12 protein-coding genes and 2 pseudogenes are annotated in these 11656 nt (G+C 70.3%); 4 read left to right on the top strand and 10 right to left on the bottom strand.

From position 1 onward, the window contains the following. Window positions 1-142: 142 nt before the first annotated feature. The 4 genes from NMN56_RS28275 to NMN56_RS28260 form a co-directional block, all read right to left on the bottom strand. Entirely contained in the window at window positions 143-391 is a 249-nt protein-coding gene (locus NMN56_RS28275) for a hypothetical protein (RefSeq protein WP_274046469.1), read from the bottom strand. Window positions 392-540: 149 nt separating this feature from the next. After that, window positions 541-1260, bottom strand: a complete 720-nt coding sequence (locus NMN56_RS28270; protein WP_274046468.1) for an SGNH/GDSL hydrolase family protein — start codon at window positions 1258-1260, stop codon at window positions 541-543. Continuing rightward, window positions 1257-1727, bottom strand: coding sequence for a cupin domain-containing protein (locus tag NMN56_RS28265; protein WP_274046467.1), 471 nt, complete (start codon window positions 1725-1727; stop codon window positions 1257-1259). The genes NMN56_RS28270 and NMN56_RS28265 overlap by 4 nt, the downstream gene beginning before the upstream one ends. Window positions 1728-1809: 82 nt before the next feature. Beyond that, window positions 1810-2646 carry a helix-turn-helix domain-containing protein gene (locus tag NMN56_RS28260; protein WP_274046466.1) on the bottom strand — a complete coding sequence of 279 codons (837 nt, stop codon included), beginning with the start codon at window positions 2644-2646 and terminating at the stop codon, window positions 1810-1812. 400 nt (window positions 2647-3046) lie between these two features. Between NMN56_RS28260 and NMN56_RS28255 the strand changes: the two are divergent. Continuing rightward, window positions 3047-3453: pseudogene (locus tag NMN56_RS28255) on the top strand (DUF6009 family protein). A gap of 546 nt (window positions 3454-3999) precedes the next feature. Here NMN56_RS28255 and NMN56_RS28250 read toward each other — a convergent pair. After that, a complete protein-coding gene (locus tag NMN56_RS28250) occupies window positions 4000-4584 on the bottom strand; it encodes a TIGR02391 family protein (RefSeq protein WP_274046465.1) in 585 nt (194 codons plus the stop codon). 425 nt (window positions 4585-5009) lie between these two features. Then, a complete protein-coding gene (locus NMN56_RS28245; protein WP_274046464.1) occupies window positions 5010-5345 on the bottom strand; it encodes an ArsR/SmtB family transcription factor in 336 nt (111 codons plus the stop codon). A 170-nt stretch (window positions 5346-5515) separates the two neighbouring features. Here NMN56_RS28245 and NMN56_RS28240 point away from each other — a divergent pair, with 170 nt between their 5' ends. After that, a complete protein-coding gene (locus NMN56_RS28240) occupies window positions 5516-6658 on the top strand; it encodes an FAD-dependent monooxygenase (RefSeq protein ID WP_274046463.1) in 1143 nt (380 codons plus the stop codon). A gap of 811 nt (window positions 6659-7469) precedes the next feature. Here the strand turns inward: NMN56_RS28240 and NMN56_RS28235 are convergent. Beyond that, window positions 7470-8186 (bottom strand): GntR family transcriptional regulator, encoded by a 717-nt coding sequence (locus tag NMN56_RS28235; protein ID WP_274046462.1) that lies wholly within the window; start codon window positions 8184-8186, stop codon window positions 7470-7472. A gap of 135 nt (window positions 8187-8321) precedes the next feature. Between NMN56_RS28235 and NMN56_RS28230 the strand changes: the two genes are divergently transcribed. After that, window positions 8322-9434, top strand: a complete 1113-nt coding sequence (locus NMN56_RS28230) for an FAD-dependent monooxygenase (protein ID WP_274046461.1) — start codon at window positions 8322-8324, stop codon at window positions 9432-9434. A gap of 91 nt (window positions 9435-9525) precedes the next feature. Here NMN56_RS28230 and NMN56_RS28225 read toward each other — a convergent pair whose 3' ends face one another. From NMN56_RS28225 to NMN56_RS28215, 3 genes are all read right to left on the bottom strand, one after another. Further along, window positions 9526-9759, bottom strand: coding sequence for a hypothetical protein (locus NMN56_RS28225; protein ID WP_283742515.1), 234 nt, complete (start codon window positions 9757-9759; stop codon window positions 9526-9528). Between the two features lie 340 nt (window positions 9760-10099). After that, a complete protein-coding gene (locus NMN56_RS28220; protein WP_274046459.1) occupies window positions 10100-10237 on the bottom strand; it encodes an N-acetyltransferase in 138 nt (45 codons plus the stop codon). A gap of 64 nt (window positions 10238-10301) precedes the next feature. Next, window positions 10302-10547, bottom strand: coding sequence for a hypothetical protein (locus tag NMN56_RS28215; RefSeq protein WP_274046458.1), 246 nt, complete (start codon window positions 10545-10547; stop codon window positions 10302-10304). Between the two features lie 98 nt (window positions 10548-10645). Here NMN56_RS28215 and NMN56_RS28210 point away from each other — a divergent pair. Further along, window positions 10646-11508 (top strand): annotated as a pseudogene (locus tag NMN56_RS28210) (transposase); the annotation flags it as partial. Between the last annotated feature and the right edge of the window lie 148 nt (window positions 11509-11656).

The following is an 11656-nucleotide window of genomic DNA, read 5'->3' as shown; positions in this document are numbered from 1 at the left end:
GTCCGTCACCACTGACCTCCCGACTGGCCTCCCGCGGCGGGCAGTTCAGTGGTGGGGGATGGTGCCGCCAGGGGGATACCCCACCGCCGCCGGGCGATGGAGGCGGCCAACTCCGCCTGCTGGCCTCCCTGTTCGCCCCACCTCAGTAGGCCCGCAGCTTGCAGAGGGGGGCCAGCAGCCGCAGGGGACGGCGTCCTGTGGCCGGGTCGACGGCGGACGGGCCTATGGCGGTGACCGGGGCAGCCAGCCGCAGGCGAGCGCATGCGTCGATGCCGCCGTCCGCCGCCGCTCCGGCCCGGCCGCCCGCGTGTGCGCCGACTGCGGCGCCCGCCCTGAACGGCGTCCCCGTACCGAGCGAGGAGGGGCCGCTGTGTCCGGCCTGCTGCCACATCCGCACACTCCGCCGGCGCCAGGCACAGGCCCGCGCCGATCGTGAGCACGCCACCCGCACCGCCCGCCAACTCCCCGGCCCCGGCCGCGAATACCCCCTCGCCGTCCTCCACGCCGACTACGTCGAGCGCGGCCGGGCGCCGGAACCAGCTACGCGCTCTGGGTCAGCAGACCGGCGTCGATGACCTCAGCGACAAGGGTGGCGCCGCGGCTGTTCTGGTGGATGTGGTCGGTCGTGAGCACGAGAGCTCGCCGCCGCGAGATCGTGTCGAGGCTGCGGCGCAGCACTGCGTGCTGGACGAGGATGCCGACGACCGCAGCGGGCGTCACCTCCCGGTAGGAAATCGGCGGCGGGTCCGCTTGGCGCAGTTCCTCGATCTGGCGTTCGTGGAGCGGAAGGTAGGCCACTTCGTTGGTGGCGGCGACCTCGGCGATCATCCGGCTGTACGCCTGCGATGCCTGTGCCGCTGCTCCGTCGAGTTGTTGGCCGAGCACCGGTAGCGACAGCAGACCGATCGTCGCGTCGGTCTCCGCTCGCAGCCGTGCGACGACGGCACCCAGGCACTGTTGGAACCAGCCGGCCGACGGGCGTTCGGGGAGCTGTTTGCGCTTCATGGCCTGCTCGACGGGGTAGCCGGCAAGGCTCGCTCGGGCGTCGTTGGTCCCGATCAACACGGTGATCACATCGGGTGGGTCCGTGACGACGGCGTCGAGGCGCTGCAAGAGGTTGCAGGCGAAGTCGCCGTTGGTGCCGAAACGGGCAAGCTGCACGTCACCGGGAGGGCGGCGTCGTCCGAGAAGATCCAGGTAGTCGACGCTGAACTGCGCGCGGGTGAGGCTGTCGCCGAGGCACGCGATGCGTGTCGTCACGGCGCTTCTTCCGGGCTGGGCGTGCCGGCGCGTTCGGTCGGGCGGGTGTCGGTCCGGGGACGGTGGTCGGTGCCGAGGGTCGCAGTGATGGTCAGGATGGACGTCGGCCCCTCCATGTCGACCACGTGCCATACCCCGGCCGGGTTGATGATGGCCTCGCCCGGCCCGAGCAGCACACGGTCGGGGACCCCGTCCACGTCGCGGGTGACCGTCATGGACCCGCTGAGGCAAACGACCAGTTCGTCGCCTGCGGGGTGGCTCTCCCAATGCTCGCCGGGCCCGTCGCCGTCGAAGATCATCACCATCCGGCCTTCGGCACCGTCTGCCGCGACCGCGGCGCTGTAGGCATGGAGCACCTCCGGGTCCCAGGCGAAGCCCTCGACGGGTTTCGCTCTCGATCCCAGTCCGAGGTGCACGGGGGTGGTCCGCAGGTCCATGGCATTGCGTTCGTGGTTGACGAGTCTCATGCCGACGATCGTCCACGCCGGCGATCGGGCGGTCTTGAAGAAAAGGGAAGAGAAGCCGACGCGACGGGCAGACGGTTGGCGGCTACCCGGCTCCGAGGAGGACTTCGCTGCGACGCCAGGCCGTCGGCGATCGGCCCGTGAACTCGCGCCAGTCCCGAACGAGATGGGCCTGGTCGGCGTAGCCGGAGACGGTTGCCACATCGCCCCACGGGAGCGGGTCCCGCGCCGCCGCCAGTTCGTGCGCGTGCTCGAAGCGCAGGACTCGGGCCAAGGTCTTCGGCGACAGGCCCACCTCACCGCGAAACCGCTCGGTGAGGTACCGGCGGCTCCAGCCGAGTTCCGCGGCGACCGCACCAACCTGGACGCAACCCCGCGCGGCGACGAGGCGGCGCCACGCCTCGGCTACCTCGGGGCGCGCCCAGCGCACATGGTCACCGCGGGCGCCACGGCCGACAGCTCGGAGCAGCAATTCGTCCAGCGCGGCGAACCGCGCCGCCCATGTTGTCGCCGATCGGAGCCGGTCGACCAGCTCGACGGCAAGCGTTCCGAGAAGCTCGTCAAGTGGGACCAGTCGGTGGGCGAGCTCGGCGGCCGGCATGCCGTAGATGGCCCGGGCCCCGAGCGGTGTCAGCGATACCTGAACACCTTGCTGGCGTCCGTCGTGGTGAATCGCGACGGACCGGCACATCAGACCGCCGGCCACGCTGCCGAATCGGGTGACCGGTGACCCGTCGTCAACGCCCGCCGCCACCTCCAAAGGATCTGACAGGCTGATCACCGCAGTGAGCGCGCGGCTCGGCGGGCCGCAGTGCACCCCCGTCGGGAGCCCGCGGAGGTCGAAGCCGACATACGAGTCGACGTACTGCCGCAAGACGGGCGCCGGTCGTGCACCGATCCCGGTGGCCGTATGGTCCTCCATTTTCGTCAGTGTACGAGCCGCCCAGCCCAGGAAAATCACCGTCCAAGGACCGATCACCGCCGTTTGCGACTGGTGACGCGGTTCTTACCGGCACTTCGTCACACAGCGCATGTCCGTCGGCCGTAGCTATACGGGAACAGGGCCGAGGAGTGCGCCACGGCCGCGGCCAAGTACCCGGGAGCCGCCGCGCTGATCGCGGACGGCAACGGCGAGTACCGCGGGACCTGCCGGCGCCGCTGGTGCGAGAGTGGGGGAGCAACTCCCGTATCCAGCCGCGCGTGCGCCGCACGCGTTCGCGACACGCTGGGTATGCGTTCCCCCAAGGAGATGGCCGCCTCGAAGCAGGAGAAGTTCTACCCGGCATCGGCCTGATCGCCGACACCCCCGGCGAGGAGACCCCGTGGGCGCGCTCATCGGCCCCGAAGACCTCGCCCACGAGGAGGCACTCGTCCGGCTCGCAGACACCGACGGCCTCGACTACGTCCGCCAGCCCCTCGACCGCGTCTCCCCCCGCCGCCGCCGGCCCCCCTACCACCGCGACGCCCGCCTCGTCGGCTACGCCACCCTCACCAAGGACGCCAAACCCTCCCGCGCCTCCGGCACCTGGCTACGCCGCGTCTTCCGGCTCGCCCCCCCACGACCGCGACCAGGCCCCCGAGGGCCTGTACGCCACCGGCGGCCCCCTCCGAAGCCGTCGACCCCCGCACCCTGGAACCGACCGTCAAGGGCTACAAGACCGAACGCTGCGAGGGCGGCCCCGCCTCCGACGCCATGCGCGAGATGGGCACAGAGCTCCCGCGGGTCTAGGACCGAACAGGGACGCCGCCCTCCGCCCGTCCTCGGCTTGAGTCGCTCCGGTCGCTGTCCGCCGAAACGCCCGCGCTGCGGGGCGCTCAAGCCCCTGCAGCTCCATACGTGCTCCCGTCGCTTCAGTCGCTGGGATACCGCGCGACGGTGGCGGGCCGCCGCTTCACGACGACCACCGTCCGCTCGCCGCGCCCGGTTACAGACCTGCCCGCGTCCTCGCCGCCGTCCCTCTCGGCGGCCCATTCTGGAAGGCCGCCGCCAGAGGGAGCTGAGTCCGCCCTTCCACGGCCGGCCGCAGGGCGGCCAACACCTGCCGGGCGCTGTCGAGTGCCGCAGCCGTCGGCCAGACAGTGCACGCTGACTCGAACCTTCGCCGGGAGCAGCGGCAAAGTGCCGACCACGAGCCCGGTGAACCACTGCGGCAACACCGGCCCCGGCCGCGCTGTGCGCAAGAACCTCTGTCAAGGGGCTGTGAAGATGCGGGAGAAAACGACCTCTCAGCGGCGGCTGAACCGGGCTCGCGGACGATGGAAGAAAGCGTGGGTTTCAGCGGTCGACCTGTGCTGGGTCCACCCAGCGGGCCAGGACGCTGAAGGCGGCCAGCTGCTCCAGGGCTTCGTGCTCGGGCAGTTCGGAGAGGCCCTCTTCGTGGCTGTTGGGGTTGCGGATACCGGCGTAGCAGCCCTCGGCGGAGGCTGCGGCGTCTCGGTGGACGCTGCGGCATGTATCGCCGTCGTCGTCGGACATCAGGCGCAGCCGGGGCTGTCCGGGTTTGGGCGCGTCTTTGGAGAAGAGGCTCTGGAACAGGGCGGTCTCGCTCACTTCCCGGCGGCCTGCCTTGTCCTGGGTCTTGGCGTTGACTTTCCGGGCGGCTGCGGTGACGGCTTCCCGGTAGTGGCCGCTTTGCCACGGGCCCCGCGCGCCCTCCCATGCCCACGGGTGCATCGTGCCCGCGCTGAGCACCGGAGCGTCGTCGCCGAGCCGCTCGCGGATCTCGGCGTCCCGCTGTAGGGCGGCGTCCGCGCGCTGGGCGGCCTCCCGGTGCTGGTACCACCGGTTGACGCTCTTGTCGCGCTCGGAGGGGACGCTTCCTCGCCAGCCGGGCAGGACCCGGTCGAGGATCTTCTCCACGGCATGTGCGCTGGCGACGATGTCCGAAGACGACGTGCGGTCAGCTCACGGGCGAGGAGGCGCAGAGCGCAGGTGGACGGATCGGCCCAGGCTGGGTGGACGAGCATGCGGAAGCTCCTGGCCGGACGGCTTGGACTCGGCACGCACCCGTCCACCAGGAGCTTCTCTACGCCCGGACCCCGTCCTCACCCCAGTGGCCCCGTTCCGCACGCAGGTTGGGGACACCTCAGTGGGTGTTGGGCGTGAGGGAGCGCGCGCGGAAGTGCTCGGCGCCGGTCACGAGCGCGGGACGGTGGTCGAAGCGACACCGATCCCCTTCGTGCCCGCGTCGTGCTCGGCTACCTGCGAGCCGGGCGCGAGCTGGATTCGGTCGAGCTCGCGGCTCAGGGCCGACCCGGACTCCCCTCCGGCGTGCTCAGCTGTGCTCAGCGAGGTGCGGTACCGCCCGGGGGCCCTGCTCCCAGGAGCGCGAGCAGCCCGGGGAATCTCTTCTCGATGTCCGCGCGTCGTAGTCGGATGCCCTTGCGGTTGCCGTAGTCGAACTCGTCAACGAGACCTGCCTCGCGCAGGACGCGGAAGTGGTGGGTCTGGGTCTGCTTCGAGATCGGCAGATCGAACGAGTTGCAGCCCCGCTCGTTGTCGCTGTGGTCGGCGGCCAACTCCGTCATCACCGAACGACGGTGCTCGTCGGCGAGGGCGCGGAACACCGCACCCAGATCGAGCGCATCGGCCTCCGGGCCGTCCAGGTTCTTCCCGGTCACGCGGCACCCCCTTTAGGTATGGCTTGCATCGTACCTGAAGGGTGTGCTCCACTGAGGTACGAAATCATTCGTACCTTGGTCCGGTTGCGCTGCCCCGTGCCGCCGCTCCCTGGGACCCGGCCCGGCACTCGCCGGGGACCTGGTCATCGACACTCCGAGAGGTCATCGTCATGAAGAAGCCCGAGGTGCTGATAGTCGGTGCTGGAATCGCAGGGCCCGCACTCGCGTACTGGCTGTCCCGGAATGGCTACCGGCCGACGGTCGTCGAACACGCCCGGCAGCTGCGCTCCGGTGGTAGCGCGATCGTCGTGAAGGGGCCCGCGATCCCGGTCGCCGAGCGCATGGGCATCCTCCCGCAGCTCCGCGAGCTCGCCACCCGCAATCGGTCACTGACCCTGCTCGACCCCGGCGGCAGGCGAATCCTGCAGCTCCCGCTCACCTCGGACAAGGCGCCGACGGTCGAGGTGACCCGAGCCGACCTGTCCGAGGTGCTCCACCGGTCGGCGCAGACCGAGGCCGAGTTCTTGTTCGACGACACGGTCACCGCTCTCGACCAGGATGAAGGCGGGGTGGACGTCACCTTCCGGCGGTCCGCGCCACGGCGCTTCGACTTGGTAGTCGGTGCCGACGGGATGCACTCCACCGTACGGCGCATGGTGTTCGGCCCCGAGCGGCAGTTCGCGGGCGACCTGGGCCTGTACGGCGCGACCGTCCCGTTGGAACCCGACGCCATCGAGGACCCGAGCGAGATGACGATGCTGACCGTGCCGAACCGGATGCTGGTCGTCCACCCCTCGCGGACCACCCCGCTCGCGATCTTCACCTTCCGGGCCGCACCGCTGGCGCCCCACGACCGCAAGAACACCGCCCTTCACAAGCAGACCGTGGCCGACGCCTACGCCGACGTGCGATGGCGGGCACCGGAACTCGTGGCGGCGTTCCTCGACCACCCGGCTCCGTTCTTCGACCCCCTGACCACCGTCCGGGTGCCCTCGTGGTCCCGCGGACGGGTCGTACTGCTCGGGGACGCGGCGGCGGCGACAGCCCTGCTGGGCGACGGGTCCAGCATGGCGATGGCGGGCGCGTACGCCCTCGCAGAAGAACTCGCCGCCCATCCCGGTGACCACACCCGCGCCTTCGCAGCCTACGAGTCGCGGCTCCGCGGTGAGGTAGGTCCGCGGCAGCGACGCGTCGGTCTGCTCTCCAGGCTCATGGTGCCCCGCACCCGGCCGGGCCTCGCGGTGCGCAACGCGGTGGGCCGCGCGGTCGGTCGCACGAACCGGATCACCTCTCGCGAAACCGTGAACCGGTAGACCGGGTCCGCACCGACCGGTCACCGGTCGGTGCGCAGCTCCGCGGTAGCCCTCAGCCGGGTCGGCGCCGCCATGTCCGACGAGCCCGGCTCGGTGTGGTAGGTCATCGCCGATGCGGCAGGCCGGCTGCTGTCGGCCTCACCCACCGTTCCGGGCACTCGCCACGACACGGGGACAGCCCTTACACCCCCGCGACGCGCGGAGGTGAAGTGCTGGGCGGACAAGGCGTATCACGGTGCCGACGGCATCATCCCGATGCCCTTCCGCGGCCTGCGTCTCAAGCCGCGGCAACGTCGGCACAACAACACCCGCACCAGGATCCGTTGCCTCGGCGAGTAAGCCATGGTCGCCCTGAAGGACTGGCCCCTCTCGCGGAAACTCCGCTGTAGCACCAACCGGGTCACCGTCAGCATGAAGACCGTCCCCCGCCCTTCATCACGCCTCAACCTGAGGTTGGAAGAAGCTCAGTGGGTACGGCGTGGGCAGGGGAACGCAGGAGGACGAGCGGAGAGCCGAGCTGGAGCGGCTGCGGGGCCGTTCGGGACTTCAGGCGCTACGAGGCCCCGAAGCCCTGGCCCGGACACCGGCCGCAAAGCAGGCCGCGGGTAGCCGGTCGGATGTCAGCGGCCAGTTGGATTCTCCCGCTCGTGGCCGCTTCAGCTTCCCACCGTGGCCGCTTCGATTCCCCGCAAGCGGCCAATTCGCGCACCCGGCGTGAGGTCACCGACCGTTCCCGCCGAACCGTGCAATCGTCTTCAGGACACGTCCCGCATCGTGGGACCGCCTGTGTGCCCTGAGCAGTCGATCCCCTTCAGCCCCGCGTCCGGCCAGGCTCCGGAGTCGGCAGGTGGGCGATGATGAGCTCGCGTGCCGCCTCGATGTGCGCGATGGTCGACTGCCGGGCCTTCGCCCCGTCGCGCATTTCGATGGCCGTGGTGATGTCCTCGTGCTCATCGGCGTGTTGCGTGAGCGACCTCGGATCGCCCCGCAGCACCCGCCAAGAGATCTTGCGCGGTAGCTTGCGGTACAAGGCTTCTGCCGCTTCGTGCAGCTGGCTGTTGCCCGCCGCCTCGAAGAGTGTCTGGTGGAAGGTGCTGTACGAGTGCCGCCACGGCGCGCCGACGGCCTCGGAGTCCGCGCCCTCCCGGATCATCTCCACGACCCTGCGGAAACCGGCGACCTGCTCCCAGAGCTGCTGGAGCTGCACCTCGGTGATCCGGCCGGCCGCGAGGTAGGCGGCGTGTCCCTCCAGCACCGCGCGTACCTCGAAGACCTCCATGATCTCCCGGGGCGACGGGTAGCGGACCCGGAACCCGCGGTTGGGCACCCGTTCCAGGACGCCCATCGCCTCAAGCCTGCTCAGCGCCAGGCTCGCCGGTGTCCGGCTCACGCCGTAGTCCTCCGCCACCTTCGCCTGGCGCATCCAGGTGCCGAGCGGGAACTCTCCGTTCGCGATCCGCTCGGCCAGTGACGTCGTCAGGTCTTCGACGACCTGTCCGCTCTGCCGCGTGCGGCCGGTGTCCGCCACCCTCGTCCTCCCATCGGTCGCCACTTGAGTATCGGCGGTGTCCGGGCCCCGCCACAGCCTCGACAGTTGACCACACCGGCGATTTTCATGCACTGTAGATGTAATTGCATGCAATCTAGAGAGGGAGTTGTCCTTATGTCCATCCTGATCAGCGGGGCCAGCATCGCGGGACTGGCCGCGGCGCAGCGGCTCAGCGCACGAGGCGCGGAGGTCACCGTGGTGGAACGGGCGCCAGGGCTGCGGCGCAACGGAGCACCGATCGACGTACGCGGCGAGGCACTCGACGTGGCAGCCGACATGGGCATCCGGGACACGCTCGCCGCCCACGAGACCGGCGCCGCTCAGCGGAGCGCTTTCACGCACATCGTGGACGAGAACGGCGAGAAGGTCGGCGCACTGCCCACCGAGCTTCCCCAGGACAGCGCGGACGACCTGGAAATCTTCCGCAACGACCTCATCGACATCCTGCACGGGTCGGTCGGCCCGGATGTCACCTTCGTGTACGGAGACTCCATCCAGGAGCTGACCGACACCGGTGAAGCGGTGGAGGTCGGATTCACCAGTGGTCGGGCCGGCCGCTATGAGCTGGTGGTGGGAGCGGACGGGATCCACTCCCACACCCGGCGCCTCGTCTTCGGGCCGGAGGAGCGGTACCGGCGACACCTCGGCGTGTACTACGGCATCCTCTCCCTTCCGGCCGAACTCGACGTCGACGGGGAGGCCTACCTCTACAGCGTGCCCGGCCGGTCGGTCATCCTCAGCGGCTACGGGGAGCGGACAAACGGGGGCTTCACCTTCCTGTCCCCGGAAATCACGTACGACTACCACGACATTGAGCAACAGCGGCAGCTCGTGTTCGACGCGTACTCCTCCGTGCGGGGCTGGAAGGTCGCCGAGATGCTGGACGCGCTCAAGCAGTCCGAGGACTTCTACCTCGACTCGACCAGCCAGGTGCACATGGACCGATGGTCGCGCGGACGCGTGGTGCTGCTCGGCGACGCCGCGTTCGCGCCGTCCTTCTACTCCGGCCAGGGAACGCCGCTGGCCATGATCGGCGCCGACGTCCTGGCCACTGAATGGGCCACCTGCGACGGAGACCTCGACCTGGCGTTCGCACGCTACGAGGAGGCGATGCGACCGCGGGTGCACCGCGCTCAGAAAGGCGTTCCGGAGGCGCGGGACCGGGTCAACCCGCCCACCTGGGAAGCGATCGAGGCCCGTAACCAGCAGTGGCCTCCGGTGCGGTGATTCCGGTCGGGTACCGACGAGGGCGATGAGGTCGGCGACGATCCCTGGGGTGGCGATCGGGCCGATCCCCGGCGCAGCAGCGGTCGTCACATCAGGGGTGGGTCAGCAGGGACCTCTCCGCCGGGGCGGTGTCCGGGCGGAGGACGTGAGTGAACGTGCCCCGGAACAGGGCGATTTCGCCGGGTGCGAGGGCTGCGGTGCTGCGTGCCGCTTCCGGGCCGCACTCCGGGTCGACCGCGTCGGCGATGTCCGCGCCCAGGGTGAGTACGGCGTCCAGGTGGTGCCAGAACGAGCCGTGTCGGGGCACTTGGCGCCGCACGTGCACGGTGGTGCACCTGTGGCCACCGTCCGGGAGTGAGGCGGGTGGGCGGCGCACGTCGGAGACCAGCGCTTGCGGTCCCTCGCCCACGCCCGGGGATTCGGCCGTGCGGGGCGGCCGAATCCCCGGGCGCGGGCGAGGACGAGGCGGCTGCACGCCGCTTCGCACAGCGCGGACCACAGCGCCGGGCCCGCGTCGCGGCGGTCACCCGCGCGCCGGCGGCCAGGAACCGCGTCGCCAGCAGCCCGACGAACGACGACGACACGGCCCTGTCGCACCGTGTGCCCCAGCGGAGGAACAGGGCAGATAGGGAACACCGCCTATTCGCCAGGAGCACCAGGCGCTGTTACACGCTCGTCCGGTAGAAAACCTTCCCCTCACGCGGCTGCACACCGAGTGATTCGTAGAAGCGCAGCGCCGCCGGGTTGTCGTCGTCAGCGGTCCACTCCACCCACGAGCACCGGTTGGCAGCAGCCTCTTCCATCAGCCGCTCCATGAACGCAGCCGCCACACCCTGCCGACGCGCCCCTCGCGGACGTACAGCACCTTCAGGCGCAGGCGCGTGTCCGCCCCGGCAGCCGGCGCCACAGCCTCGTGTGCGAGGCCATGCCGAGGGCGGCGCCATCGTCATCGCGGGCGAGGAGAACCGTCGCCGCAGGCTGGTTACTGAACAGCGCCCTCCGCACCTGCTCCGGATCACCGGGTGTGGGTTCACTGCCGTAGTACGCCGCGATCTCCCCGAGCAGTTGGGAGATCACCTCGGTATCGGTCCAGGTCTCCCGGTCGATCTTCATCCGCTGTCTCTCTTCCGCAGGCAGTGTCGGCACACCGCACAGCACCCACCCCCGCGGGCGACCGCGCCTCCGGAACCTAGCCGCTGCGTCCTGCGCCTTCGTTCGTCGCCGCGCTGGAAGCGGGCCGGACCTCGTGGTGCCAGATCCTGGACGTGCTCCGGCTGGGCCGGCCGACGACGTCGCCGAGGTCACCGCCGCCCAGGTCCGCCGCATGGTCGAGGACTTCATCGACATGGGGCGTTCGAACGCCGGTGACCGGGACATCCTGATCGCCTTCGACGCCGGATACGACGCCCCGCGCATGGCCTGTCTCCTCGACGGCCTGCCCGTTGAGTCCTGGGACGGATGCGTACGGAGAGGGTCATGCGACGGCCGGCGCCCTCGCTCAAGGAGTACGCCCTGTCCTGTCCCCAGGGCGGGCGACCGCCGGAGCACGGCGAGGAGTTCCGTTTCGCCAAGCCCGACACCTGGGGCGAGCCCGGCGCGGCGACGGTGCAGGTCACTGACCGCTATGGCACCGCTCGCGTCATGGCATGGGACCGCATCCACCCGAGGCTGACCACCCGCTCGGCCTGGATCGACCACGCCAACGAACTCCGCGTCACCGAGGGCACGTTGATGCGCCTCCTTCAGAATGATCAAGCAGACCCTCGGCTGGACCCGCCCAAAGCTGCGAACCCCGCAGGCGGCGGACCGGCGGATCTGGCGGGTCATCGCCGCCCACACCCAACTCCGCCTGACCCGGCCGTTGGCCGCTGATCTCCGGCGTCCCTGGGAACGTCCCGCCGAGCCCGACCGGCTCACCCCCGCCCGGGTTCGCCGGGGGTTTCGGACACCTCCGCCCGAACCTGCCGAGGCTGTCGCACGACCCTCGCTCGGTGTTCGTCAAGTGCGGTTCCCGGTTCGGTTCCAGAGACCGCGAGATGGGTCCGTCCCCGCGTGCGCGGGGAGCAGTTCGTAGCCGTCCTCAAGCTCCTCTGGCAGAAGGGTCCATCCCCGCGTGGGCGGGGAGCCGTCTTGTTGACCTGGGCGTTTACCGGGAGCGGGTGCACTTCTGAGCGACAAGCGGGGACTCGGGCATTTCCGCCGCCCCGTTGAGCGGACCGCAA

Origin of the sequence: Streptomyces iconiensis, from assembly GCF_028657195.3 — a bacterium.
Lineage (GTDB): Bacteria > Actinomycetota > Actinomycetes > Streptomycetales > Streptomycetaceae > Streptomyces > Streptomyces iconiensis.
The sequence above is the reverse complement of the archived record's forward strand: the minus strand, read 5'-3'. Positions and strand labels throughout refer to the sequence as shown.